Raw genomic sequence first — 25,407 nt, 5'->3', positions numbered from 1 at the left:
TAAGAATGCATTTTCCATTTATTTTATATGAGTATTTAAGCTCAGTAAGAGTTGGAAAAGAAGGGGGCTCATCACATTGTCTATTTTAACGCGCACAAATCGACTCGGATTCTTTGAAATCCGGCTGGAATCCATTGGTGGACTCGGCGCTAATCTGGCTGGCAAAATGTTAGCCGAAACCGGGGTGCTTGGTCTAGGGCTGAATGCTTCAAATTTCTCATCCTATGGTTCGGAAAAGAAGGGAAGTCCGGTTAAAAGCTTTGTTCGCTTTTGTGAGCCAGAGGTGGATATTCGGGATCACAGTCCGATTGAGCAACCGCATGTGGTAGGCATTTTCCATGAAACATTATACAAAACGGTAAATGTGATCAGCGGACTGCCAGCGGATGGGATTGTAGTGGTCAATTCCACGCGTCCGGCAGAAGAAATACGGGCTGATTTGGGACTGGTATCCGGTACATTAGCCGTGGTCGATGCAATGGGGATCGCACTGGAAGAGCGAACCAAATTAAATACGTCCATGCTGGGTGCCTTGTTCCGTGTCTGTGATTTCTTGGACCCGGAAGCAATGAGATCGGTTATACGCAGTACCTTTGAAAAGAAAAATCCACAATTAGTGGAACCTAATCTGCGTACGTTTAACCGAGGTTTTGAGGAAATGGAACTGCACGTATATCCGGTTACGGATGACGCGCAGGATCGGGTTTTTGAACGTCCACAGCCTTTGCTGGGGTACGATACGCAATTACTGGGGGGCGTTATTGCGACTCAGGGAAACAGTATGACGAGAGATGTTAGTGGTTCACGTCAGGGTTATGTGCCTGAATATGAAGCTGATAAATGTACCCATTGTGCCAAGTGTGATTCGATCTGCCCGGATTACTGTTTTGTATGGGAAGAGCAAGCAGACAAACGCGGAAGAATGATGCCGTTTTTGCAAGGGATTGATTACCAGTATTGCAAAGGATGTCTGAAATGTGTAGATATTTGCCCGTCGGGGGCGTTAAGCTCGCGTCGAGAGCAATGGGGCTGGGCGGAGCAGCATCGGGTTGCTCACCAATTTCCGATATATGAAGGAGGGCGTGCGTAATGGCAAAACTGGAAGAGGAACTCAAACAGACGGGCGCCGCACAAGTGACAACCTTCGAATCCGGTAATGAAATGGCAGCTACGGCGGCTGCGCAGATCAATTATCATATGATGGGATATTTCCCGATTACTCCATCGACCGAGGTAGCACAGTATCTGGATCAAATGAAAACGCGTGGTCAGCATAATATTAAGCTGGTTGCAGCAGATGGGGAACACGGCTCGGCAGGGATTTGTTATGGAGCTGCGGCAGCTGGAGCGCGGGTTGTGAACGCCACCAGTTCGCAAGGCTTCCTATACATGCTGGAACAGTTGCCTGTTCAGTCAGGCACCCGTTTTCCTATGGTTATGAATCTGGTGACAAGAGCTGTCAGTGGTCCCTTGGATATTCGCGGGGATCATTCGGACCTGTATTATGGTTTGAATATAGGCTGGGTCATTTTGACGGCAAGTACGCCACAGGCTGTGTATGATATGAACATCATGGCCCTGAAAATCGCAGAGCATAGCGATGTACGGTTGCCTGTAATGGTCGCATACGACGGTTTTTATACATCCCATCAAAAACGTAAAGTGCAATATTTTGCCGATGCAGAGACCGTGCGCGATTTTGTAGGCCCCAACCCGAACTTAAATTATCCGAATATTACGGATTTTGATCATCCTGTCACTGTGGGTGCGCATATGAACGGTGATGATCTGACGAATAATCACGTTCAACTGTCCGAAGCGTTGAAGCTTTCAGAAGGAGTATATGAGCAGGTAGCAGCAGAATATGCCGCTTTATCCGGTCGGGAATATCCGATTTTGGACCTGTATCATATGGAGGATGCTGAGGTTGCGGTATTTCTGCTGAATTCGGCGGCTGAATCGGCCAAGGATGTGGCGGATCAACTCCGCGCGCGCGGCATTAAAGCTGGTGTGATTCGTCCGAATATCATCCGGCCGTTCCCAGCCGCACAACTGCGGGAGGCGCTGCGCCATGTCAAGGCGCTGTTGGTGGGTGAACGTGCAGATTCATACGGGGCGGATGGCGGTAATTTAACCCACGAAATTAAGGCGGCGTTGCAGGAGGACCCACTGAATCAAACCCTCGTATTGAGCCGTATCTTTGGCTTGGGAGGAAAGGATTTTTATGCGGAAGATGCAGAGGCGTTCTTCCAGCTTGCGATTCAGGCGGCAGAGGCTGGACGAGTGGAGAAGCCCTTTGATTATTACGGGATTAATCCGGGTTCAGCGGACAAGGTGATGCCGCAAGTCATGCAGCCACCACGTGGCAATGCATACCGTACGGGTCTGATACAGGTTACGCCGGACGAGGCGACCGGGAAGCTTAAAGTCAAGGTACCCCCTCTGCGTTCGTTAACAACCAAACCACGCCGTCTTACACCAGGGCATGGGGCTTGTCCTGGTTGTGGAGCCTTGTCTGCGCTTGAGCTATTTTTTAAAGGGATTGAAGGCGACATTGTTGTACTGTTCCAGACTGGCTGCGTATATGTGGTGACGACAGGTTACCCATACACATCACACAAGCAACCGATGATCCACAATCTTTTTCAAAACGGGGCCGCTACAATTTCAGGAGCGCTGGAAGCTTACATGGAGATGAAGCGACGTAATGAAATTGAGATGTCGGATGATCCGACCTTTATCATGATCAGTGGTGACGGCGGGATGGATATCGGTATGGGGTCTGCAATTGGTGCGGCTCTGCGTAACCATAAACTGATTATGCTGGAATATGATAACGAGGGGTACATGAATACAGGTTCGCAGCAATCGTACTCCACTCCAATGGGGCATATGACCAGTACGTCGGGTGTAGGAAAAATGCAAAAAGGGAAGCAAGGGCATCATAAGGATACCGTGCAAATTATGGCCGCCTGCAACATCCCGTATGCCTTTACAGCAGCCGAAAGTCATCCGCAGGATATGCTGCGCAAAGCCGCCAAGGCTCAATGGTATGCCAACAACGTGGGTACGGCATATGGTAAAATTCTGTGCGCCTGCCCGCTGAACTGGAAATCTGAAGACAGACTGGGTACTAGCATCGTGGGCGCCGCAGTCGAGTCTTGCTTCTTTCCTTTGTACGAAATCGAGCAGGGAAGTACGACGATTACGTACAATCCGGAAGACAAGGGAAAACGGATTCCAGCTGCAGAATGGCTAAAATTAATGGGTAAAACGAAGCATCTTCTCAAAGAGGAAGCAACGCTTGCTACCTTTGAGCAGGAGATTGAGCGTCGCTGGACTATCCTGAAAAAGAAACATGAAATTTCGGAGTTATAATTCTGTTTTTTGCATAATAATCGTGTAACATTGTTAGCCGATGTTTCGGCACCGGTTCGGTTGAGATTCCTTACGCTTGCTGCGCAAGGAATCTTTTTTTGCGTTTATGGGTTGAAGCATAAAAAAACAGGTAATGATTTCCGATATAGGAGTGGAGGCCTATAGAAGGCATGTTATAAATTTTCTTCTGAATTTTAAGATGCAATGAGGTGCAGGTAATGATTAAGCTGAATACAGTTGAAATAATTGAAATTATAAAAAAACAAATCCCCAAGGTTATGAACATCACGCCAGTGGAACTCAAGTTTACGGATGATTTTGGACGGGCATCCCTGGCGGCAACTGAACACAAATTCACGCTGACGAACCAGCATTATTCTGCCAAGGTGATGGATTGCGTGTTAGAAACACAAGTGCGCCCTATTTTAATGTGTGAAATTATTTATTTTCTAAAATGCGAGTTTATTGATGGGCATGTGGATGTACGACTGGATTATGAAGCATGCTCTGAGGGAGAACGAGGACCTGTGGCTTCAGCCATTATTACCTTTGACCATGATACACAGCTTGGAGTCGACGAACTGGCCGATCTGATTGATCTGGCGCTTCATATGAATGATAAAACCTGGTTTGAAGAACTCTCCAGCCAATATGTCAAAACCAAAGCAGGAGCTTCGATTAGATAACTTGCTTTTTTTTGAAGTCGGTGCTAATATACGTAACAAGTTTAATGTTAATTTAATTAAATAAGAGCAAGATCCTTCGGGGCGGGGCGAAATTCCCCACCGGCGGTGATGACATGTTTGTGAATCGCTTCTGCGAACACAGCATGGCTTAGTCCGTGACCCGGATGCTGATCAATCAGCAGAAGGTGGACCTGGTGCAATTCCGGGACCGACAGTATAGTCTGGATGGGAGAAGGATACGAAGCGCATGTGCATGACGTGACATGTGCCAATTTTTAGCATACGTAAAAGTACGTACGGCTTATTTCGTTGCAGGACAGCATCGGACGACAGCTTTTATTAAGCTTTCTTTTCGATAGGCGTTCTGAGCGTAATTGGCTGTATTGCAAACATGCTTTCTATTGGTAAATCTGTGATTTCATGTCATCATTTAAGAAGTAATGTACTGCGCTTGTATACTACATATGTGACTCTCATCACCCCCATGACGGATTGATTCCCGACTGGGGGTTATTTGCGCTTACAGCTGATGAATTAGGGATAAACTGAAATGTAGTGGAAAGGAGTGAAAGCATGTTTACCGGATTGGTTGAGGAAGTGGGTCGCATTCAAAGTATTTCCAAAAGCGGTGAAGCGATGGTGCTGGGGATTTCGGGTTCTGTGGTATTGGGCGATTTGAAAATAGGCGACAGTGTCTCGGTGAATGGTGTTTGCCTGACAGCAATACAGATAGGTACTAAAGATTTTAAAGTTGATGTGATGCCGGAGACTTTTCGCAGCAGTAATTTGAGGGAACTCAGATCCGGCAGTCGAGTCAATCTGGAGCGGGCGATGGCAGCGAGTGGAAGATTCGGAGGACACATCGTACAGGGACATGTGGATGGGACGGGTACGATTCGTGGAGTGTCATCAGATCAGAATGCGGTTGTGTTCGAAGTTGAGCCTTCTGATCAAGCATTATTTAAATATATTCTCCTCAAAGGTTCAATTACAATTGATGGCATCAGCCTCACAGTCGCGCAGCGGACGAGAGATAGCTTTGCCGTATCCATTATCCCCCACACCTTAGCGGAAACGGCCTTACAAGCCAAACGTGAGGGAGACACCGTAAATATTGAATGCGACATATTGGGCAAATATGTGGAGCAACTTTTACATTACAGAGGTTCAGCATCAATGGAGAAAGCCGATCAAGCCCCACTTAGTTTGGACTATTTGGCGAAACACGGCTTTGCCTGAAAGAGCCTATTACAGAATAATAGAAAAAATGGTTCAGGAGCATTCGTGACATAAGACATAAGGAGGAGAGGGTTATGGATAGAGGCATCCAAACAAGTGTAACGGCAAACATCATGGAGCAGGGTGAGTTACACCACGACGAAGAGATTCGATTGGATTCCATCGAAGAAGCATTGGACGATTTAAAGAACGGCAAAGTCGTTATTGTAGTGGATGATGAACAGCGGGAAAATGAAGGCGACTTTATTGCTTTGGCTGAAAAAGCATCGCCCGAGGTGATCAATTTCATGATTACAGAAGGTCGCGGGTTGGTCTGTGTGCCGATCACACAGCACAGAGCTGAGGCATTGCAATTGCATCCTATGGTAGAGCAAAACACAGATTTTCACGGTACCGCCTTTACGGTATCGGTAGATCATATGAAGACAACAACGGGGATTTCAGCGGCCGAGCGCTCTTTGACTGTTCGCGCCTTAGCCGACGAAGCAATCACGGGAAGCGATTTCCGTAAACCGGGTCACATGTTTCCGCTAATTGCTCGCGATGGTGGTGTCTTGCAGCGTGCTGGTCACACTGAAGCGGCTGTTGATCTGGCTCGACTCAGTGGCTTCAAGCCTGCCGGGGTCATATGCGAAATTATAAAGGAAGATGGCTCGATGGCCCGCTTGCCTGATTTGGCTGAGATCGCTAAGAGACATCAATTGAAGCTGATTAGCATTCAGCATTTAATCGACTACCGTCGTCGTTTGTCCTTGTAAAAAATTCAAAAAAAGAGAGGTTGATAAGCATGGCACGTTTTCTGGAAGGTAATCTCGTATCGAATGGTTTAAAGTATGGTATTGTGGTGGGCAGATTTAATGAGTTTATTACAAGCAAACTGTTAAGCGGTGCCCTTGATGCACTTCAACGACATGGTGCACAGGAAGATGAAATTGATGTAGCATGGGTACCGGGTGCATTTGAAATCTCGTTGATTGCACAAAAAATGGCCGCAAGCGGAAAGTATGATGCCGTCATTACGCTTGGCACGGTTATCCGTGGTTCTACTTCACACTATGATATCGTCTGCAATGAAGTGGCCAAGGGTGTGGCGGCAAGTAGTCTGAAAACGGGTGTCCCTATTATTTTTGGTGTAGTGACTACGGAAAATATTGAACAGGCTATTGAACGGGCAGGTACGAAGGCTGGTAATAAAGGTTGGGATTCTGCGCTGGCTGCGATTGAAATGGCCAATCTCGGTAAGCAGTTTTAATTATATAAATGGATGAAAGAACGGCATAAACTGCAAAGTGGAAAAGGGATTAGATTGTTAAGCAAGGCGATGACGTATATACTACAGAAAGAGGGATTGATAACGTAGAGCATAAGTGCTAATGGGGAAAGGTATTGTTGAATGATGATTGGAGTAAGGCAGGGGGAAGCACATTGACAGTCGTAAATTACAAGCTGGAAACATTCGAGGGTCCGCTGGATCTACTGTTGCATCTGATTGATAAAGCCGAGATCGACATTCAGGATATCCCGATTAGCGATATTACTGATCAGTACATGGCTTTTTTACACAGTATGCAGGAGTTGGAGCTGGACATTACAAGCGAGTTTCTAGTGATGGCGGCGACGCTCTTATCCATTAAGAGTAAATTGTTGCTTCCCAAGCCACCTGTGATGGAATATGACGATTTGGATTTTTATGAAGAAGAAGACTATGATCCACGCGAGGAACTGGTTCGCAAGCTGGTGGAGTATCGTAAATACAAAGGGATTGCTCGCCATCTGAGCGAACGGGAGTGGGAACGTAGTCTGATTTATGGCAAGGAGCCGGAAGATTTGAGCGCATTCCTGCCAACCGAACCTGCAAATCCGGTGAATGGGCTGCATGCGAGCGATTTGGTCGCGGCCTTTCAGCGTGCATTGCGCAAAGCTGAACGACGTACGACGGTAACCCGTGTTCATCGGGACGAAATTTCAGTTAAGGACCGTATCCGGCAAGTTATTGGGGCGTTAGAGATGGTGGGGACTGGAGGAAGGCTGCTGTTCTCCAAGCTGATGCATGAGGATATGTATCGGCATGAGGTGGTTGTAACCTTTTTGGCTATCCTTGAATTGATGAAAATGAAGCAAATCTTCTGTTATCAAGAGAAGCTTTTCGATGATATTGTAATGGAGTGGAGAGGGGATTTACGGGTTAATGGATTATCTGAAGCTGAAATCAATTATTGAGGGGCTGCTGTTTCTCGCGGGAGAGGAAGGGTTGTCCACCAAGCAGATCGCCGACATTGTAGAGCAGCAGCAAGAGCTGGTTGAAAAGTGTCTGGAGGATATGAAACAGGATATGGAGCAGGGAGGAAGAGGTCTGCAGCTTGTCCGTATTGCCGGTCATTATCAGCTTGCAACTTTATCCGAACATGCACCTTATTTTGAAAAGCTCGCCTACTCTCCGGCACGTGCCTCATTGTCTCAAGCTGCTTTGGAGACATTGGCCATTGTGGCCTACCGCCAGCCCATTACAAGAGTTGAAATCGAAGAGATTCGAGGGGTCAAATCCGAGCGGGCCATACATACACTGGTCAACAAGGAGCTCATTGAAGAGAAGGGTCGAGCTGAGGCCATCGGACGACCAATATTGTATGGAACGACGAAATCATTCTTGGATTATTTCGGTCTAGGGTCTCTCGAAGATCTACCGCAACCAGAGCAGTTCGAGGATTCAGACAATTTAGAAGAAGAGACACAGCTGTTGTTCGAGCGTCTGGAGAGTAGCCAGCCTGCGGAGAACGATTCGGATCTGGAATCCTAAATTCAAAAAAACAAAAAAATTCAAAAGACAGCCAGTCCTTACGTCATTGAGGGCTGGCTGTTTGGCATTTTAAGATGCATGATTTTCCGCTGAAAGGTCATACTATTTTTGCCATGGTATTCTATAGAAAAGGGTAGGGAGGACTCGCCAGTGTGGAAATGGATCAGTATCGCCATCATCATTCTTATATTCATTGTACTGGCTATTCTGCTCTCTCGTATTCGATTGAAGCTGGAAATTGCCAAGCATGACAATGATGATCGGGCGCATCTAGAGATCAGATTTCTATACGGCTTGATCAAAATGAATTACGATATTCCAGCCATTCTCATTACAGGTTTGAAAAAAGGGCTTCTCTATCGGCTTGACCGCAATAAAAACATACATAAAACGGATGCTTCTGTGGATAGCGGAAATATTGATACCGAAAAAATCAAGCAATTTATACATGATATACGGGTTTTGCTCAAGGGTACACAATCCTTACAGCGATGGCTGAGACATACATTGGCCCATGTAACGGTGTCGAAAATGGAGTGGTCTACCAATATTAGTCTGGCTGACGCAGCTTATACAGCGACCTCAACTGGTATGTTGTGGGGGTTAAAAACGACCTTGATCGGTTTTGCCTCCAGCATTGTGCGCATGGAATGTACCCCAAAGGTGTTTGTGGTGCCTTATTGGGTGGACCGGCTACGTTTTACTACCATTTTGAATTGTGAAGCAAAAATATCGTTCGGTTATTTAATCTTTTCCATGCTCAGATTAGCTTTCCGCATATGGCGCGTTCCGGGAGGCATAGAGGCATGGAAGCGAGTTATTTCCAAAGCTCCTGAGAATCATCAAGCCAACAGTAAAGAATAAACAGTGTAGAGTATTGACATACATATTTCCTGAACCTTTGCGCACAATAGCGAAAGAAAAGCAGTCTACGCTTGAGATAAGCAGAGGAGGAATAAAACATGTCAGATCATCCGATTCAAGGGCTCATGCAAACCGCGATGGAGAACATCAAGGCCATGGTGGACGTGAATACGATTGTGGGAGACGCAGTGGAAACACCCGATGGTTCCGTTATTTTGCCAATCAGCAAGGTGGGATTTGGCTTCGCAGCCGGCGGAAGTGATTTTAACGTAGATGAAGAGTCGCTTCATACTTCCTCATCGGGGAATCATAGTGGGAAGGAAGTACATCCTTTTGGTGGCGGTAGCGGTGGTGGTGTATCTATTCATCCCATTGCCTTTCTAGTTGTCGGCAAACAGGGAGCACAAATCGTTCCGTTGGACAATCAAACGCATCTGTTTGAGAAAATCATCGACTCCACACCATACCTGATCGATAAGGTGCAGTCTATCTTCCAGAATTCAGGCAGCAACATGCAGACTCCACCTCCACAGGTACCTGCAAATGCTAATACGGATCAAAGTCAATCTGGACCGGCTTACTTGTAAAAGTTATTGAAATTAAAAGTGTTCTCTTAAGAAGGTATCCCCAAGCCGAGCGCGGCCTAGGAATACCTTCTTTTTAATATGCACTCGGCCCTATTCCTGAATATACTGCCTTCCGCCAATGACAGCATGTATACAGTGACTGAATTCTTGGCAATAAAATGTATTCACTGATAGTTCATTTTCTCGGTTTTCTTCGGGTGCGAACTGTGATAGGTAAACGAAGTCAGGGTAGATCACTTCATTTGTCAAATAAGCAGATACCGTGGCATCGGGGCGACGATGTCGATTAAGAGAATCAATAATACCTTGAGCCGGCAAGATGCCAATCCCATGTCCATAGAATGAATCTTCCTTCAGTTTGACGACATTTTCTCCCTTCCATTCCAATGAATCTGACGACACATCTGGATTGTTGAAATACAGGATGTCCCCAGGAACTGCTTTATGACTGCCTTGCTGCTGTATAAGCCTGAGATCACTGTCATAGTGCCAATCATACAACAGCATATCTGCAAAAATCTGATTAAACTCACTTTCTAGAATGGAATCCAGTACTCCTTTGTACAGCACAATAACCATTGCTGTTGCACATTCAAAAGCGTATTGTTGACCGTTTATAAAGATATCTCTGATCCCCTGTGCGGGAGTAACACCTGCTCTGATCTGAAAACCGCCTTTGTCCGTTAACTCCCAAAATTGCGGGTTGCAACGCGCGGTAGCAAAAGTGGCAAAGGATACACCGCTTTGATGCAATGCTTGTGCGGACTCTACAATCCGCGATCTTAAAATCATTTCAAACTGTAATTGCTGCATGTTGTAATCCTCCGATTTCATATTTAACGTTAGTAACTAATATTATATGTGTTCAGGAGTGTAAGTTGCTTGGTTAACGTATAAAGAAAGCAAAACAGGAGCGGCTAATGACTGTCCTGTATAAGGAATTTTCTGTTATAAAGGTGGACATACTTTGAACAGCTTGGACATAGAATGGTACAAGACTTGCTCAAATCCGGAGGAATCCAAATGTTTAAAAAAAAACAACATATCCATGCGGACCATAGCCATTTTAAGAATAAGGCACGCGCATTTGTTTTGCCGCTAGCGCTTATGCTCATTTTGTCATTGCCGCTTACATTGCTAAGTCCACAGCCTGTTCTGGGAGCAATAAAAACAGAAGCAGCTCCGCCCGCGTTAGGAACTCATGCACAGGCTGCTTCTTTGATTGATGTCACATCAGGAAGGATCATATATTCAGCCGAAGGTGACCGGGAGCTCCGTATAGCTAGCCTAACCAAAATTATGACTGCGATCGTAGCCATTGAACATGGACGCTTGCAGGACCGAGTAAAGGTGAGTTCGACAGCGTATGCCAAAGAAGGATCTTCGCTTTTTCTGCAAATGGGTGAACAAATGACGTTGGAAAATATGCTGTACGGCTTAATGCTCCGTTCGGGTAATGATGCGGCTTCTGCCATTGCCGAGCATGTGGGGGGGACAGAAGAGGGGTTTGTCCATTTAATGAACGACAAGGCTGTTCAGCTTGGGCTAAACCATACACATTTTGCTAATCCTCATGGGCTGGATGCCGAAGGACATTATTCCTCAGCCAACGATCTGGCCCGGCTCACCGCTTACGCGCTGCATAATCCAACTTTTGCCCGTATCGTGAAAACGGAACTGAAAAAAGCACCGAACCCCAACGATTCCTGGGACTACTCATGGCATAATAAAAACAAAATGTTGCGGCTGTATGAAGGAGCTGACGGTGTTAAAACAGGCTTTACTAAAAAAGCGTTTCGCTGTCTGGTCAGCTCGGCCACACGTGAGGGGCGTCAGCTTGCTGCTGTTACCTTGAATGACGGGGACGATTGGAATGACCATGCCCGTATGCTTGATTACGGCTTCCGATATTATCCCCTTATTCCGATTACGGACAAGCAGCAGCCTATTGATGGTTACCCCCTCTTGACAGGTGCGAGTTTTTCTTATCCTTTACATGATGGTGAGAAGACTCAATTGCACAAAAGACTGGTGTTGTTTAAAAATTCCGCTTCGGCAGATAGAGTTGACGTGTCTTTTGGTTTACGAGGACGGGTCGAATTTTTACTGGAAGGTAAATTGATCGGTTCCGTTCCTGTATATGAAAAAGGTAGTAAGCTGCCTGCCCAAACTACTGTACAGCCACAGCAGGAAGCGCCGACTGCACAAGTTCCTGCAAACCATACTCAGCAACGAGGTTGGACGAGTAAATGGAATGAAATCCTTAAGAATCTGTTCGGAGCATAAAGCAAGTAGGCTTGATGCTATAAAACTGCGGTGTCACATCATTGGGAAAAGGGGGAATCAGTCATGATTCATCTCATATGGGTGGCTTTGATTTGTATAGGATTTGTATTTGCAGCCGCACAGGGAAATATAGAGGTGGTGACGAAGGCGGCTTTTGACGGGGCAACTACGGGTGTTACAGTGTGCTTTGGACTGATAAGTGTGCTGGTATTCTGGATGGGCATGATGAGGCTGGCTGAAGACGGTGGGCTCTTGCAGAAAATATCTAAACTGCTTTCTCCGTTGGTCGCCTTTCTCTTTCCTGATGTGCCTCGTAATCATCCCGCTATGGGCTACATTTTGTCCAATATGAGCGCCAATCTGCTCGGACTGGGGAATGCAGCAACACCAATGGGGATCAAGGCGATGCAAGAGTTACAAACACTCAATCCGGATAAGCAAACCGCTACACCCGCCATGTGTACGCTGCTCGCGCTGAATACAGCCAGCATTACGCTTATTCCTACAACGTTGATCGCCATTCGGTTAAATTTTCATTCTGCACACCCGGCAGAAATCGTCGGAACGACATTGGTGGCGACCGCAATAGCCACCTTTGCTGCCATTGCGGCGGATCGTTGGTATCGTAGTCGAGAATTGCGCCGCCGTCCTCCAGTCAATCCACCGTTCCAGACCTCCTTGGCGCCAATCACCTCACCAGCACCAACATCTGCGGATTCTTCACCTGTACCACCCGTATCTTCACCCGCCGTACCGCGAACAGGAATCACAGCTACCAAGGGCAGGGACACCACTTGGAAAGGATGAGGGAGGCATGCTGAATTTTATTAACCTCGTATCGACTTGGGCCATCCCGGTTATTCTCGCTTTTATTCCTTTATATGCATATGCCAAAAAGGTCCCTGTCTACGATTCTTTTGTAGATGGAGCCAAAGACGGCTTTTCTACCGCCATCAGCATCATTCCTCATCTTGTAGGTATGATGGTGGCGATTAGCATTTTTCGAGCATCCGGCGCCTTGGACTATGTAATATCCTGGGTAGCCCCGTGGATTAAAAACTGGGGCGTACCTGGCGAGGTGCTGCCTTTAGGTTTGCTCCGTCCATTGACGGGCACTGGTTCACTTGCGTTCACGACGGATCTAATTCGCACTTATGGTCCCGATTCCATGATCGGTCGGATTGCCTCAACGATTCAGGGCAGCACAGATACAACGCTGTATGTATTAACTGTATATTTTGGTGCGGTAGGTATCCGCAATGGACGATATGCCTTGAAGGTGGGACTATTTTCTGATGTGGTTGGTTTTGTGGCGGCTATTGCCATTTGTTTGCTTGTATTCTGAAATTTGCACCGTTTTTTGAACGGGGGTTGTGATTTTGCTCATGGATGGGTATCATTAGCATGAGGTGAATTAGCGAACATGGAAAGATTGCAGAAAATATTGGCCCAAGCTGGTGTAGCTTCCAGACGTAAATGTGAGGAGCTTATTCAGGCGGGCAGTGTAGAAGTAAACGGGGTTACCGTAACTGAGCTGGGAACGAAAGCAGACCCTGATCAAGATATGATTACAGTAAAGGGACGCCCGATCAAAACTGAGAAAAAAATCTATTTGATGATGAACAAACCCAAAGGGGTCATTACAAGCGCTTCTGATCCGGAAGGTCGCAAAATTGTGTCTGACTATCTGAAAGGCGTCAAAGAACGCGTATATCCGGTCGGGCGTCTCGATTACGACACCGAAGGGTTGCTGTTGCTTACCAATGACGGAGAGTTCGCCAATCTGCTCACCCATCCCAAGCATCATGTGCCGAAGACGTATGTGGCTACAGTCAAAGGCGTTCCGCACGGTACTGAGCTGGACAAGCTAAAAAAAGGAATCGTGCTGGAGGATGGCATTACTGCACCGGCCGAGGTAGAATATAAGGATGTAGATCCGGACGGTAAGGAATCTGTGATCCAGATTACCATTTATGAAGGCAGAAATCGTCAGGTAAGACGGATGTTTGAGGCCATTTCGCACCCAGTCATCAGACTCAAGCGGATTGCCTTCGGGGATCTATTGCTGCAAAACTTGAAGCGTGGTCTTACCAGACCCCTAACCAAGGACGAAATCAACCGTCTCATTCAACTTGCCAAATCAGACAACACGAAAAAGAAACGGACAGGACGGGGGTCATAACCCCGGCCTTTTTGGCGTAAAGAGGCTGTTGGATGAGAGTAAAGTTTGACCAAGCACGGGAAAATAGTAAAATAGAGAGAATGCTTTTTTTAGCGAAGGGGCTGGGAATATGTCAGAACAAAGCAACCGCATATTAATTGTAGATGATGAAGAACGCATTCGCCGCCTTCTGCGGATGTATCTGGAAAAAGAAGGATACGAAATTGAAGAAGCTGAGGATGGGGAGATTGCTCTCCAAAAAGCGACTGCAAGCGATTACAGTATTATTTTGCTCGATGTGATGCTTCCGGGTATGGACGGGATTGAAGTGTGTACACGGCTACGTCAAACCAAATCTACACCCGTGATTATGCTGACAGCCAAAGGCGAGGAAGTGAACCGCGTGCAAGGCTTCGAAGTCGGAGCTGATGATTACGTGGTCAAGCCCTTTAGCCCGCGAGAGGTCATCTACCGGGTAAAGGCAATTTTACGACGGTCATCGGAGACTGCCTTTTTAACGAAAGAGGCGGTGCCGAGCAATAGTATTGTTTTTCCAAATCTTATTATTGAGCATGATGCACACCGGGTAACTGCAGGTGGAATTGAAATCAGTCTAACGCCTAAAGAGTACGAGCTATTGCATTATTTGGCTGTATCGCCAGATAAAGTCTTCTCGCGCGAAGAACTGCTTAAAGATGTTTGGAATTACGAATTCTTTGGTGATCTGCGCACCGTGGATACGCATGTGAAACGGCTTCGTGAAAAGTTGAATAAGGTATCGCCAGAGGCAGCGGCTATGATTACGACCGTATGGGGCGTAGGTTATAAGCTGGAGGTTCCGAAATAACGTGAACTTCTGGAGATCGCTGGTAGGTAAGCTGTGGATCACCATCATTTGTCTTGTAGGTTCTGTGCTTATTTTTCTGGGGCTTTTTTTATTGCCGTATATCAATAGAAATTTTGCAGCACATGAATCGACGGAAATCAAGCATTTATTCACCTATACATGTATCGTCGGATTTTTATTGACGACCTTTTTTGCTCTATTTCTTTTTACTAAAATCACACAGCCTATGCAGCTGTTGATTCAGGCGGCGAATGCCATCCGTGAGGGAAGGTATGATACTCGGCTTTCGCTGGTGACCAGCGATGAGATTGGAGAGCTGGCGAAAACTTTTAACCATATGTCTACGGAACTGGAAGCGACGATCCGCAGTCTGAATGAGGAGAAAAACCATTTATCCAGTGTACTGCGAAGTATGTCTGATGCCGTAATTACGTTCGACAGAAGTGGACAAATCATTTTGACGAATCCGCCTGCACAAAGTTTGCTGGATATTTGGGGAAAGCTGGAGAGGCAGGGGCGTGATCTGGAGGAATTCGGAGCTTCTGTGCCAGAGCCTTTGCTGTCTTTGTTCCATACGGTTATGGACAGAGGCGAGGATGTCGGAGACTACATCCATGTCAAGAAAGGCTCCTGGTCAGTGCAAATGGCGCCGCTGTATACAGATAACGCTATTCGTGGTGCAGTAGCCGTACTTAGAGATATTACGGAAGAAGTAAAACTTGAGAAGATGCGTAGCGATTTTGTAGCCAACGTATCCCATGAAATTCGTACACCCTTATCTATGATGCAGGGATACAGTGAGGCTTTGCTGGACGGCATGGCAGGTTCACCGGAAGAATCTGAGGAGCTAGTACAGGTCATCCATGATGAATCATTGCGTATGGGAAGGTTAGTCAAGGATCTGCTTGATTTGGCCCGAATGGAGGCAGGTCATACAGACATGTACCGTCAGGAAGTAGATGTGAATGAACTGATCGAGCGTGTTCACCGGAAATTTACGGTTCGTTCCAAGGAACGGGGACTGACACTCGATTATTATGAGCCAGGTCAACGCTTGCTGTTGCCTGAGGCAGATGAAGACCGACTGGAGCAGGTGTTGACCAATTTGCTGGATAATGCGTTCAGACATACGCCCTCTGGGAAAAAAGTTACCATTGCGGCGGATCAAATTCTGGGAGAACGGAATGAGTTAATCCGCATTCGGATTAAGGATGAAGGTGTGGGCATTGCCAGCGAGGATCTACCTTATATCTTTGACCGCTTCTACAAGGCAGACAAGGCCAGAGTACGTGGTGAGGACAAAGGGACTGGACTGGGGCTTGCTATTGTTAGAAACATCGTAGAGGCTCACGGAGGCTCTGTCTCAGCTGCTAGCGTACTGGGAGAGGGGACGGAGTTCACTATTTTGTTGCCAATTTCCAATAAAACAAGGCTGGGCTCTGTAACAAGCTTATAACGACGGCTTGTTTACCCTAGTTTGCAGGCATCCTCGGAAGAGGGTGCTTTTTGTTGAAAAATCAACATTTATCTTGTTCAACGTGGAACATTCTGATTCAAATGTATGCTTCTATGTTAGATAAGGAGATAAGAAAAGGCGCCTCGGTAGCCGGGCGCCTCTCTTTATAAATAAAACCAAGAAATTTCTCAACACTGACTGAAACTAATCCAGCACTACTTCTTGGGCAGTATTCAGTTCTGGTAAGCCAACGAGTTGAATCAGCACTTCTTTAGGTACGGCTTTATCAACGGTCAGAATCATGATCGCTTCGCCGCCAACAATTTTACGCCCTACTTGCATGGAGGCGATATTGACGCCGTTCTCCCCAAGCAAGGTGCCGACACGGCCGATAATGCCTGGTTTATCATTATGGGAGATGAGCAAGAAATGAGCCTCAGGTGCCACGTCTACCGGGAACTGGTTCAACCGAACAATACGTTCACCATAGCCTGCGAGCAGGGTGCCAGATACACGTTGTTCTTCGCCGCTTTGCGTTTTTAGCGTAACGGTGATTAGGTTGGTAAAGCCCTTAGTGGCAGGCGCCTGAGAGACGATGAGATGAACGTCACGTGTTTTGGCAAGATGCACAGAGTTTACGATATTCACATCGCTGCCTAGATGACGGCTAAGTACGCCTTTCAAAATATAACGTGTGAGCGGCTGTGTATCCACAGAGGACAAATCGCCAGCATAATCCACTTGGATTTCGCGTACAGCTTGGTTTGTAATCTGAGCGGCAAAGCTGCCCAGCTTCTCTCCGAGCGAGAAATATGGTTGCAATTGCGTCATAACATTGGATGGTACTGGAGGCATGTTGACCGCATTTTTAAACGGCTCATCACGTAAAATATGCAGCACCTGCTCAGACACGTCGATCGCCACGTTCTCCTGAGCTTCGACAGTCGATGCACCCAGATGTGGTGTAACGATAATTTTTGGATGGCTCAGGAATGGATGATCCTGTGCTGGTGGTTCAGACTCAAATACGTCAAAGGCTGCACCGGCAACGATACCTTCATCAATGGCTTCAACGAGAGCCATCTCATCGATAACTCCGCCTCGGGCACAGTTGATGATGCGCATTCCTTTTTTCATTACTTCAAACTGCGGACGAGCAATCATATGCTTGGTTTCTGGTGTTAATGGCGTGTGTACAGTCATGAAATCTGCGTTGCGGATAATTTCGTCCACGCTGGCCAGCTTGATGCCCAGCTTCTCAGCGCGCTCTTCGGTCAGAAACGGATCATAACCGAGGATGCTCATGCCAAATGCTTTGGCGCGTTTAGCCACCTCACTGCCGATACGTCCCATGCCGAGGACTCCAAGTGTTTTGTTACGCAGTTCGACACCTAGGAATGTTTTACGATCCCATGTACCACCGATGGTTTTAGCGTAAGCCTGTGGAATATGGCGAGCCAGTGCCATCATCATGGCAAAAGTGTGCTCACATGTCGTAATTGTATTGCCGTCAGGAGCATTAATAACGATAATCCCGCGTTGTGTTGCTGCTTCAAGGTCGATGTTGTCCACGCCGACCCCGGCACGTCCGACAACCTTGAGGTTTTTACCTGCCGCCATGATGCGTTCGGTTACCCGGGTTTGGCTTCGGACGAGTAATGCGTCATAATCACCAATAATTTGAACCAATTCATCCTCGCTGAGACCTGTGTTCTTGTCCACCGTGACATCGTCTGCATCCATCAGCTGCTGAATGCCCAGGTCACTGATTGGATCGGATACTAACACTTTAAACATTTGGTTTCCTCCTCAAAGTTAACTTCTTTTATGGACAGGATGTACTTCAAACTGAAATACATTCCATAAAGAACATGAAAAAACTTGAAATGCTTCTAAAAAGTACAGGAGAGCGGTCTAAACACCAGTGTGATAACGCATTGACGCAGAAAAGGAATAAAATAGCACTTTGCACCAAACAGACAACCAAAGGCCTTATGTGGAGTCGCTTTACGGTTTTCGGGCATCAAAAAAACTCCCGAATCACATACTATCTCCATAGTAAGGGACGAGAGTTATCGTGGTACCACCCTAATTCGCAGCCACTTCGCAATGGACTGCCTTCAGCGGTCATATAATGACCGAAAGGATAACGGTTTTCTGCCGATTGCATCTAATGTCGGGAAAAGATTCCCTAGACCTCGATGCAATAACTCAGGAGTGCTGAAAGTAGTTACTTCGCCACCGGCTTCCACCCAAACACCGGCTCTCTGAGGACGAAATCAATACCTTTTCTCCATCATTGTTGTTGTCGCTAATAATTTTTTCATAATGTATCATGGCTTACATGGGCATGTCAATAGGACATGCGACATGTGTGGATAGACGACTAGATACATAGCTACAGAATGCGGAAAAATTAAGATTTAAGTCTTCTTGAATCCGCCCGACTTTTTGGCTATGATGCTAAAGAAGACTAAGCAGAGGACTAACTAACTATGAAAAAGCTTAAAGTGAAATGGAAAAGAGCGCAAATTCATGAATTGAATGACCGCTTGCTGCTTTACAATTTGTATCTAACTCAGGGGCTGACCCTGCTGATTGGCGCAATCTGGATTATATTGCAGAAAAGAAATGTGTTTGAACTATTTGCATTGCCCAGCACTCTACACGTCTTGTGGTGGGGATTGGGACTGGCGGCCGCTATGCTATTAGTGGATCTGCTGCTATCTCGGATCATGCCTGAGGATGCCATGGATGACGGTGGTATTAACCAAATGCTGTTTCAAAATCGACCGGTTTGGCATATTATTTGTATAGCTGCTATCGTTTCGATCTGTGAGGAACTTTTGTTTAGAGGTGCGATTCAGTACAGCTTTGGTCCTTATTGGACAAGCATTTTGTTTGCGGTTATTCATATCCGATATTTACGGCACTGGATTCCCACGGGCTGGGTTTTTCTTAGCAGTTATGGATTGGGATATATATATGTGCAGACAGGCAGCCTGTGGGCACCGATCATTTGTCATTTTGTGATTGACCTTATATCTGGCTTAGCGTTACGTTTTCGGAGGTATGAAGAATGAATCAGGAACTTAGCAGAGTGCAGACCTATGGTAGCCGCCGAAATGGTCGTAAAGGCAAGGAGGAGGACAGGTCAAAGCCAAAACTGGTTCGCTCCCGTGCTTCACGACCCATGCCAGAATTGGCAGACGTTGCCGCTGCGCCAGAAGTTGCTGTGACAATGGAGGAGGACACTCCTGCCAGTGAGTACCGAACACGGACAGAAATGTTTCCGTCCCGCCGTATTCGGGTAAGTAAATGGTTTTTGAATTTTTTGAGCACTCTTTTTGTGCTTATTACAGCAGCATTACTATGGTGGGGAATTAAAGGTGCGCCACCCATTAGTGAAATGTTTTGGTGATTAAAGGCATTGTGACAGCTTGCGTCTAGTACGTGCGTGCAATATTACGCTAAAAAAGCCTCCATCTCCCACAAAATGTGTGAAGATGGAGGCTTTTTTACATCATCTACATTTGATCTATGCGCAAGTGATTATTAACTGGAAGGAATCTCAATGCTTTGTGGATCAACAAATTGATAGCCCTTCTGCTCAAGGCGCGTCAATAGACTGTCCAGCGCCTCCGCTGTCCATGGCAATTCATGCATCAAAATATTGCTGCCTGGATGAAGTTGTTCAGTTACGTTTTTCAGAAGTGTCTCCGTTTTATGAGGTTGATTTTTTTTCATGGTCCAGTCCAGAGAGCCTACGGACCATGTCATATACAAGAGCCCATTTTCCTTAGCCACCTTGCGACCTACGTCTCCACCAGCACCATGAGGCGGACGGAAGAACACGGGTGCTTGGCCTGTAGTGTCTTTAACGATTTTTTGTACCGTTTCAATCTGTTTTTTGACCTCAGCCTCAGACTTGTTCTTGAGAACGATGTGGTCCCAGCTATGGTTGCCAATGGGCTGTCCACGGTCATGGATAAGCTTGAGCAACTCAGGATGTTCTTTTACACGATAACCGTTTACGAAGAAAATCGCTTTTGCCTTGTGCTTATCCAATATATCTATGATTTTGTTAATCATGACCGCTTCCTTCGGACCATCATCAAATGTCAGCAACACCACTTTTTTTTCGGCACCTTGTTGATTAGGAATTACATTGTAAGCTTTGTCCAAGTGATACATTTTGTTAGTGGTAGCCGCTGATGTCGAAACTGTAGTGTCGTTGCTCTCAACGGCGGTTTTGTCATTTTGTGTATTTGTTGTACTCGCTGATTTTTGCTCATCACTGTCTGCTTGCTTATTGCTTCCTTGGAGGGAAGACATACTGCTCTGATCTTTGGCACTGTTACCTGAATTCGCTGATTCCGGCTTCGTCGCAGTGCAAGCACTAAGCAGCAGACATGCTGTTAGCAAAATGGCTGCTGTTTTTGTACCCATTAATTCATCTCACCTTCCTGTATTTATACCGTATGAGTTTGTCTCTGATGACGAACACTATGCTTGATTCTACCACAAAGGGAGGTTCTAATTGTGAAAACATCTTCATTTTTCCTGGGAATCGTCTTGGGGGCTGTCGCAAGCTCTCTGATCTCTCGTAACCGCAATGCGTTGGGTTTATCCATGGACATGGGCGGAAAAAAAGGCGGAAATTTGGTGCAGAAAGCTCGTACAAAAATGATGGACGCCGCATTTCCAGGCATGGGTGATATTGCGCTAAATACACAAGACACCCACAAGGATCATGATCATCGTTCACAAGCAGATAAAACCGTTCATAACGCCCAAACTGCCAAGAGCAAAGAAGAGAATATGAAGTTGATTAAAGAGTTTATTAGCACCAGTCCCGATGTTAAACGTGAGGTCGAGCAAATACTGAAAGAAACTCATACAGCCGTACCGGGATTGTAACCCGAAACCTCTATTCCGAATCATTTTGCGGCTTTTTTGTTAAAGCCGTTCAAATGATTCTTTTTTTTATCATTTTTATTCGTGCATTTACGATTATAAAATGATAACATGATTACATAGAACCATTTTCATCACAGGCATCATATTTGTATCATAATCTGCTAATAACACTCGGCTGCCAGGAGGAGGGTCCAGTATGAAAATAGAAAGATTAAGTCAGGACAAGATACGGATTTTCCTTACCTTTGACGATTTGAGCGAACGGGGTATCCAAAAAGATGATATGTGGCAAGAAATCCCAAGAGTTCATGAGCTGTTTACTGAAATGATGGATCAGGCATACAGCGAACTGGGCTTCGATGCCACGGGACCGTTAGCTGTTGAAGTCTTTGCGCTTCCTGCTCAGGGAATGGTTGTTATCGTCACTCGGGGAAAATACGATCACCAGCAGTATGGTTCGGGTCCCGATGAGGAGCTTCCAGAGGAAGTCTACGAAATGGAAGTCACAATGGAACACAGTGATTCCATCGTTTACGCGTTTAGCGATTTCGAAGTACTCATAGAAGCGGCTCATATGCTCCGCAGCAACACTACGGAAGCAGGTAAGCTGTATCATTATAGAGGAAAATGGATTTTGCATTTGGAGCCAGAAGAAGTAGAAGAGTCCAAGCTCGCGGCCTTAATTGCGATTCTGGCTGAATTCGGAGAAGGTTCATCCGTAACACCAGCTATGCTGGAAGAGTATGGCAAACTGGTTATTCCTGAACAGGCAGTTGCTGTCGTCTGCACCCATTTTGACAGCCGTTCTTAATTTTGGTTTAGAAAGTGATAAGGAAGTTAATTTGTCGGCTCTGCGCTGAAAGCAGGGCCGACTCATTTTTATGGAGGGATGATCGGTGCTTCTGTTTTCTGTTTTAGCGGCAGCTACAGCGCCGGGTCTCGCCTTATTGATGTATTTTTACTTAAAGGATCGATATGATTCGGAGCCCCTGCACATGGTTATCAAAGTATTTTTGCTCGGTTTTTTGGTGGTGCTTCCGGTCATGATTTTTCAACGTGGGTTGCTGCTTTGGCTAGGAGATGACACTTTAATTCAGGTGTTCGGTATTTCCGCTGGAGTGGAGGAGTTTTTTAAATGGTTTCTGCTGTATCACATCATCTATAACCATACAGAGTTCGATGAGCCTTATGATGGTATATTGTATGCAGCCGCAGTTTCACTCGGATTTGCCACCGTTGAAAATCTGTTATATGCCTGGGCGGGGCATGCTTCGATCAGCATGCTGTTAATGAGATCATTGCTGCCGGTATCCGGTCATGCAATGTTTGGCGTTATGATGGGCTACTATATGGGGAAAGCCAAGTTTTCGAAAGACCTGAAGAGTAAATATATGCTGCTTCTGTCATTACTGCTTCCATGGTTTTGGCACGGAATATATGATTTAATTTTGACGAAATTTTCACACGACTGGATCTGGTTTATCATTCCGCTGATGGCATTTCTATGGTACGGAGGGATGGCAAAAATCAGCCGAGCGAATAATCGTTCTCCTTTTCGAATGTTAAAACGGGAAGAAAAGGTTAATATGTAACGAAATGGGACACACTGATCTGACAAACCTGTTAGAGAAAGAGGTGTCTTTTTTGCGTATAAAAGTAAGAATTCATTGTAAAAGATGCGGAGAACGCTTTGTGCTGAGAGGGCGAATGGAGCAAGGACAGATTCAAACCGGCTTTAAACGCTGTATTTGCGATAACTGTGAGTTTATTGTTGAAGTCATGGAAAACCATGCATAAGAGAGCTTTCTTCTTGTCACACTATCGGTAGTGTATTTGAAGAAAGGAGACTCCCAATATGTATAAGCGACTTAGTGCCGTATTGTTCCCGGTGGTTACCCTGATTATGATAGGAGCATTTGTGTGGGGTTATCAGCAAAACCAGATGAGAAGAGAGGTGTCTTCTCAGGCAAATAGCATGTCGATTAAGGCGGAAAATCAATATCAGCGTGCATTTCACGATTTATCGTTTCATATGGATCAGTTGCATTCCCAACTCGGGAACGCGGTTGCTGTCCATACTACTTCACACGCGATGCACCGCAAATGTTTGATGAACGTGTGGAGGATTGCAAGTGAAGCCCAAAACGAGGTTAATCAGTTGCCTCTCAATGTAATGCCTTTTAATCATGCTAAAGATTTGCTGTCACATCTATCTGCATTTTCGTATCAGACCGCAATCCGTGATCTGGATCACGAGCCTTTAAACGAGAAAGAAATTTCGAATCTGAAAACGTTATATAACAATTCCAAGGAAATTTCGAAAAACATGCACGAGGTACAGCAAAAAGTCCTTAGCAAAAATTTGCGCTGGATGGATGTTGATATGGCGGCAGGTTCTCAAACTGGACCGAAGGACAACACCATTATTGATGGCTTCAAAACCGTGGACAAAAAAGTAGAGAACTACAAAGAACTGGATTGGGGACCCTCTGTTGCGAGCATCTATGATAAGCGCTCAGTGAAAAAGTTGAGTCTCCCCGCGGTGGATGCAGGACAAATTAAGCGAAATGCCTCTGAATTTACAGGAAAACCAGAAAGTCAGATTCGTGTGAACGAAAACGGCAAAGGAACAGAATGGGCGTCTTATACGGCTACTTTGTTGAATAAACAGCAGCCGGTGGCCACGATGGATTTTACAAAAAAAGGTGGCAAGCTCATTTCTTATCATGACATGAGAGCAGTAGGTCCTAAAAAAGCAACTCGTAACGAAGCGGTTCGCTATGCAAGTGAGTATCTTGAACAAAAGGGCTACAAAGGAATGAAGCCCGTAGCATATGATGAAAGCGGAAATTTAGCCAACATTACATTTGCAAGCCAACAAGGGGATGTGATTATCTATCCAGAAAAAATCACAGTCAGATCAGGCTTAGATAACGGACAAGTGATTGGCTTCCAATGCAGCGATTATGTCTATGAGCACAGTCACCTCCGTCGTATTCCCCAGGCAAAACTGAATTTAAATGAAGCACGAGCGAAATTGAATCCTGAGTTTCGCGAAACTTACCACCGCAAAGCACTAATTGAAAATGAACTGTCAAATGAAGTTCTGTGCTATGAATTTGGTGGTAAAATCAACGGTTCCATTTATCGAATTTACATTAACGCGAACACGGGAATGGAAGAAACGATTGAACAGGTAAAAGATTCAGATGAGCCACAGGTTACGGCAAGTAATGCCTAGTTGATTACACTAAAATGAATCTACAGTCACTCTAAGCCTCCTTTATTAAGGAGGTTTTTTGTGCTTTAGTCATGGTTCTAGCAAATATAATGCTTAATATAGGCACAAAGTCGTGGTATTATATACCTTAATTATAGTTTTGAATGGACAAGGATGGTGAATCGTTTGTTTCCGAAAATTAATGATGTGTTATACATACAAGTTGCCGGTACCGATCAGAAGGATGAATCTTTTGAATATAAGTCGCGTATTGCGGAAGAGGACCCACAGAACTTTTTAATTGAAATTCCCATGTCACAAACAAGCGGGCACTTGAAAAAGCTGTTTCTTGGGGAAGAACTGTCTATATTTTTTATGAGCGAGGGTGGGATTAAAAACTATTTTAATACCCACGTTACGGGCTTTAAAGAAGATGTTCTTCGGATGGTTCGCATTCACAAGCCTGCTCCGGACAGCATCAGCAAAATTCAGCGTCGAAACTTTCTCAGGGTAAAGGCCAACTTGGAAATTGCGGTTAAACATGGTGTAAACGAATCTAGATTTGTAGCAGAGACGCATGATGTAGGGGGTGGAGGCGTATCCTTTCAGACTCAGGGCTCCCATCATCTTGAAGAAGGAGAATCGTTGTCTTGCTGGATTTTGGTTCCATATAAAAACGGCACTCAAGAACATGTTCCGTTCCAATCTGAAATTGTACGCATTCAGCAGATGGGAAATGGCCGCAAACTCATTATGCTGAAATATGAGAAAATCGCTGACCAGGAGCGCCAAAAACTGATTAAATATTGTTTTGAAAGACAGTTGGAGTTCCGGGAGAAATCGTAATCATCCGAAGATTTTCTTTTTTAGTATACCTGTCGCTTATTTTGCATCGCCTATAAATGTGTGGTATAATTTTCACGTCGCAGGCAATGCCTGCTTTTTTCTTGAGGTTAGGTTAGGAGG

Annotated in this window: 26 protein-coding genes, 1 riboswitch and 1 other annotated feature; of the genes, 23 read left to right on the top strand and 3 right to left on the bottom strand. The window is 45.7% G+C overall.

All coding sequences use genetic code 11. The features are described from left to right. Positions 1-76 precede the first annotated feature (76 nt). The 10 genes from ACN6NF_RS14535 to ytfJ all read left to right on the top strand — a co-directional run bounded on the left by ACN6NF_RS14535 (position 77) and on the right by ytfJ (position 9,551). Entirely contained in the window at positions 77-1,090 is a 1,014-nt protein-coding gene (locus tag ACN6NF_RS14535; protein WP_474318301.1) for a 2-oxoacid:acceptor oxidoreductase family protein, read from the top strand. Next, on the top strand, positions 1,090-3,378 hold the full coding sequence (locus ACN6NF_RS14530) for a thiamine pyrophosphate-dependent enzyme (RefSeq protein WP_474318300.1): 2,289 nt from the start codon (positions 1,090-1,092) through the stop codon (positions 3,376-3,378). Before ACN6NF_RS14535 ends, ACN6NF_RS14530 begins: the two co-directional genes overlap by 1 nt. Before the next feature lie 218 nt (positions 3,379-3,596). Beyond that, positions 3,597-4,064: an IDEAL domain-containing protein gene (locus tag ACN6NF_RS14525; RefSeq protein ID WP_474318299.1), complete on the top strand. Its 468-nt coding sequence runs from the start codon at positions 3,597-3,599 to the stop codon at positions 4,062-4,064. A gap of 68 nt (positions 4,065-4,132) precedes the next feature. Next, positions 4,133-4,305, top strand: a riboswitch (FMN riboswitch). A gap of 332 nt (positions 4,306-4,637) precedes the next feature. Then, positions 4,638-5,303, top strand: coding sequence for a riboflavin synthase (gene ribE / locus ACN6NF_RS14520; RefSeq protein WP_474318298.1), 666 nt, complete (start codon positions 4,638-4,640; stop codon positions 5,301-5,303). Between the two features lie 74 nt (positions 5,304-5,377). After that, a complete protein-coding gene (gene ribB, locus ACN6NF_RS14515) occupies positions 5,378-6,061 on the top strand; it encodes a 3,4-dihydroxy-2-butanone-4-phosphate synthase (protein ID WP_474318297.1) in 684 nt (227 codons plus the stop codon). Between the two features lie 29 nt (positions 6,062-6,090). Then, the gene (ribH, locus tag ACN6NF_RS14510) at positions 6,091-6,555 is read left to right on the top strand and encodes a 6,7-dimethyl-8-ribityllumazine synthase (RefSeq protein WP_025366264.1); all 465 of its coding nucleotides are present in this window, start codon (positions 6,091-6,093) and stop codon (positions 6,553-6,555) included. Positions 6,556-6,728: 173 nt separating this feature from the next. Further along, positions 6,729-7,523: a segregation and condensation protein A gene (locus ACN6NF_RS14505; protein WP_474318296.1), complete on the top strand. Its 795-nt coding sequence runs from the start codon at positions 6,729-6,731 to the stop codon at positions 7,521-7,523. Beyond that, positions 7,492-8,100: an SMC-Scp complex subunit ScpB gene (gene scpB, locus ACN6NF_RS14500; protein ID WP_013371722.1), complete on the top strand. Its 609-nt coding sequence runs from the start codon at positions 7,492-7,494 to the stop codon at positions 8,098-8,100. Before ACN6NF_RS14505 ends, scpB begins: the two co-directional genes overlap by 32 nt. A gap of 150 nt (positions 8,101-8,250) precedes the next feature. Next, the gene (locus ACN6NF_RS14495; protein ID WP_447249036.1) at positions 8,251-8,964 is read left to right on the top strand and encodes a DUF2953 domain-containing protein; all 714 of its coding nucleotides are present in this window, start codon (positions 8,251-8,253) and stop codon (positions 8,962-8,964) included. Between the two features lie 98 nt (positions 8,965-9,062). After that, entirely contained in the window at positions 9,063-9,551 is a 489-nt protein-coding gene (gene ytfJ / locus ACN6NF_RS14490; protein WP_016822238.1) for a GerW family sporulation protein, read from the top strand. Positions 9,552-9,641: 90 nt separating this feature from the next. On the opposite strand, the gene ACN6NF_RS14485 is transcribed toward ytfJ, so the two are convergent. After that, positions 9,642-10,364: a protein-glutamine gamma-glutamyltransferase gene (locus ACN6NF_RS14485; RefSeq protein WP_474318295.1), complete on the bottom strand. Its 723-nt coding sequence runs from the start codon at positions 10,362-10,364 to the stop codon at positions 9,642-9,644. 210 nt (positions 10,365-10,574) lie between these two features. Here ACN6NF_RS14485 and ACN6NF_RS14480 point away from each other — a divergent pair, with 210 nt between their 5' ends. The 6 genes from ACN6NF_RS14480 to ACN6NF_RS14455 all read left to right on the top strand — a co-directional run bounded on the left by ACN6NF_RS14480 (position 10,575) and on the right by ACN6NF_RS14455 (position 16,301). After that, positions 10,575-11,837, top strand: coding sequence for a serine hydrolase (locus ACN6NF_RS14480; protein WP_447249034.1), 1,263 nt, complete (start codon positions 10,575-10,577; stop codon positions 11,835-11,837). Positions 11,838-11,900: 63 nt separating this feature from the next. Next, complete coding sequence (locus tag ACN6NF_RS14475) at positions 11,901-12,644, top strand: nucleoside recognition domain-containing protein (protein WP_447249033.1); 744 nt, start codon at positions 11,901-11,903, stop codon at positions 12,642-12,644. 7 nt (positions 12,645-12,651) lie between these two features. Further along, positions 12,652-13,182 (top strand): spore maturation protein, encoded by a 531-nt coding sequence (locus ACN6NF_RS14470; protein WP_447249032.1) that lies wholly within the window; start codon positions 12,652-12,654, stop codon positions 13,180-13,182. A gap of 78 nt (positions 13,183-13,260) precedes the next feature. After that, a complete protein-coding gene (locus tag ACN6NF_RS14465; RefSeq protein ID WP_013371714.1) occupies positions 13,261-14,019 on the top strand; it encodes a pseudouridine synthase in 759 nt (252 codons plus the stop codon). Between the two features lie 109 nt (positions 14,020-14,128). Continuing rightward, positions 14,129-14,845 (top strand): response regulator transcription factor, encoded by a 717-nt coding sequence (locus tag ACN6NF_RS14460; protein ID WP_013371713.1) that lies wholly within the window; start codon positions 14,129-14,131, stop codon positions 14,843-14,845. A 1-nt stretch (position 14,846) separates the two neighbouring features. Beyond that, entirely contained in the window at positions 14,847-16,301 is a 1,455-nt protein-coding gene (locus tag ACN6NF_RS14455) for an ATP-binding protein (RefSeq protein WP_447249031.1), read from the top strand. A gap of 204 nt (positions 16,302-16,505) precedes the next feature. On the opposite strand, the gene serA is transcribed toward ACN6NF_RS14455, so the two are convergent. Continuing rightward, positions 16,506-18,098, bottom strand: coding sequence for a phosphoglycerate dehydrogenase (gene serA / locus ACN6NF_RS14450; protein WP_447249030.1), 1,593 nt, complete (start codon positions 18,096-18,098; stop codon positions 16,506-16,508). 261 nt (positions 18,099-18,359) lie between these two features. After that, positions 18,360-18,610, bottom strand: a binding site (T-box leader). A gap of 186 nt (positions 18,611-18,796) precedes the next feature. On the opposite strand from serA, the gene ACN6NF_RS14445 reads away from it, so the two are divergent. Together ACN6NF_RS14445 and ACN6NF_RS14440 are read left to right on the top strand one after the other, a co-directional pair. Next, positions 18,797-19,384, top strand: coding sequence for a CPBP family glutamic-type intramembrane protease (locus tag ACN6NF_RS14445; protein WP_447249029.1), 588 nt, complete (start codon positions 18,797-18,799; stop codon positions 19,382-19,384). Then, entirely contained in the window at positions 19,381-19,722 is a 342-nt protein-coding gene (locus tag ACN6NF_RS14440) for a hypothetical protein (RefSeq protein ID WP_474318294.1), read from the top strand. The genes ACN6NF_RS14445 and ACN6NF_RS14440 overlap by 4 nt, the downstream gene beginning before the upstream one ends. Positions 19,723-19,856: 134 nt before the next feature. On the opposite strand, the gene ACN6NF_RS14435 is transcribed toward ACN6NF_RS14440, so the two are convergent. Next, positions 19,857-20,750, bottom strand: a complete 894-nt coding sequence (locus ACN6NF_RS14435) for a polysaccharide deacetylase family protein (RefSeq protein ID WP_447249027.1) — start codon at positions 20,748-20,750, stop codon at positions 19,857-19,859. Positions 20,751-20,843: 93 nt separating this feature from the next. Between ACN6NF_RS14435 and ACN6NF_RS14430 the strand changes: the two genes are divergently transcribed. From ACN6NF_RS14430 to ACN6NF_RS14410, 5 genes are all read left to right on the top strand, one after another. Then, on the top strand, positions 20,844-21,221 hold the full coding sequence (locus ACN6NF_RS14430) for a hypothetical protein (RefSeq protein WP_013371707.1): 378 nt from the start codon (positions 20,844-20,846) through the stop codon (positions 21,219-21,221). A gap of 196 nt (positions 21,222-21,417) precedes the next feature. After that, positions 21,418-22,032 carry a genetic competence negative regulator gene (locus ACN6NF_RS14425; protein WP_474318293.1) on the top strand — a complete coding sequence of 205 codons (615 nt, stop codon included), beginning with the start codon at positions 21,418-21,420 and terminating at the stop codon, positions 22,030-22,032. An 85-nt stretch (positions 22,033-22,117) separates the two neighbouring features. Further along, complete coding sequence (gene prsW / locus ACN6NF_RS14420; protein WP_474318291.1) at positions 22,118-22,813, top strand: glutamic-type intramembrane protease PrsW; 696 nt, start codon at positions 22,118-22,120, stop codon at positions 22,811-22,813. A 263-nt stretch (positions 22,814-23,076) separates the two neighbouring features. After that, positions 23,077-24,462, top strand: coding sequence for a germination protein YpeB (gene ypeB / locus ACN6NF_RS14415; protein ID WP_474318290.1), 1,386 nt, complete (start codon positions 23,077-23,079; stop codon positions 24,460-24,462). A 165-nt stretch (positions 24,463-24,627) separates the two neighbouring features. Continuing rightward, complete coding sequence (locus ACN6NF_RS14410) at positions 24,628-25,287, top strand: flagellar brake protein (RefSeq protein WP_474318289.1); 660 nt, start codon at positions 24,628-24,630, stop codon at positions 25,285-25,287. Positions 25,288-25,407: the final 120 nt, after the last annotated feature.

The sequence above is a fragment of the Paenibacillus sp. TSM33 genome (genome assembly GCF_056099025.1).
Note: the sequence above shows the minus strand (reverse complement) of the source record. Positions and strands in the feature narration are given on the sequence as shown.

Bases quoted from the DNA above. Each gene is read 5' to 3' on its own strand.
- ACN6NF_RS14480 (WP_447249034.1), top strand. From the start codon at position 10,575: ATGTTTAAAAAAAAACAACATATCCATGCGGACCATAGCCATTTTAAG.
- ACN6NF_RS14425 (WP_474318293.1), top strand. From the start codon at position 21,418: ATGAAAATAGAAAGATTAAGTCAGGACAAGATACGGATTTTCCTTACC.
- ACN6NF_RS14525 (WP_474318299.1), top strand. From the start codon at position 3,597: ATGATTAAGCTGAATACAGTTGAAATAATTGAAATTATAAAAAAACAA.
- ypeB (WP_474318290.1), top strand. From the start codon at position 23,077: ATGTATAAGCGACTTAGTGCCGTATTGTTCCCGGTGGTTACCCTGATT.
- ACN6NF_RS14435 (WP_447249027.1), bottom strand. From the start codon at position 20,750: ATGGGTACAAAAACAGCAGCCATTTTGCTAACAGCATGTCTGCTGCTT.
- ACN6NF_RS14460 (WP_013371713.1), top strand. From the start codon at position 14,129: ATGTCAGAACAAAGCAACCGCATATTAATTGTAGATGATGAAGAACGC.
- ribE (WP_474318298.1), top strand. From the start codon at position 4,638: ATGTTTACCGGATTGGTTGAGGAAGTGGGTCGCATTCAAAGTATTTCC.
- ribB (WP_474318297.1), top strand. From the start codon at position 5,378: ATGGATAGAGGCATCCAAACAAGTGTAACGGCAAACATCATGGAGCAG.
- ribH (WP_025366264.1), top strand. From the start codon at position 6,091: ATGGCACGTTTTCTGGAAGGTAATCTCGTATCGAATGGTTTAAAGTAT.
- scpB (WP_013371722.1), top strand. From the start codon at position 7,492: ATGGATTATCTGAAGCTGAAATCAATTATTGAGGGGCTGCTGTTTCTC.
- serA (WP_447249030.1), bottom strand. From the start codon at position 18,098: ATGTTTAAAGTGTTAGTATCCGATCCAATCAGTGACCTGGGCATTCAG.
- ytfJ (WP_016822238.1), top strand. From the start codon at position 9,063: ATGTCAGATCATCCGATTCAAGGGCTCATGCAAACCGCGATGGAGAAC.
- ACN6NF_RS14530 (WP_474318300.1), top strand. From the start codon at position 1,090: ATGGCAAAACTGGAAGAGGAACTCAAACAGACGGGCGCCGCACAAGTG.
- ACN6NF_RS14475 (WP_447249033.1), top strand. From the start codon at position 11,901: ATGATTCATCTCATATGGGTGGCTTTGATTTGTATAGGATTTGTATTT.
- ACN6NF_RS14465 (WP_013371714.1), top strand. From the start codon at position 13,261: ATGGAAAGATTGCAGAAAATATTGGCCCAAGCTGGTGTAGCTTCCAGA.
- ACN6NF_RS14445 (WP_447249029.1), top strand. From the start codon at position 18,797: ATGAAAAAGCTTAAAGTGAAATGGAAAAGAGCGCAAATTCATGAATTG.
- ACN6NF_RS14485 (WP_474318295.1), bottom strand. From the start codon at position 10,364: ATGCAGCAATTACAGTTTGAAATGATTTTAAGATCGCGGATTGTAGAG.
- ACN6NF_RS14440 (WP_474318294.1), top strand. From the start codon at position 19,381: ATGAATCAGGAACTTAGCAGAGTGCAGACCTATGGTAGCCGCCGAAAT.
- ACN6NF_RS14470 (WP_447249032.1), top strand. From the start codon at position 12,652: ATGCTGAATTTTATTAACCTCGTATCGACTTGGGCCATCCCGGTTATT.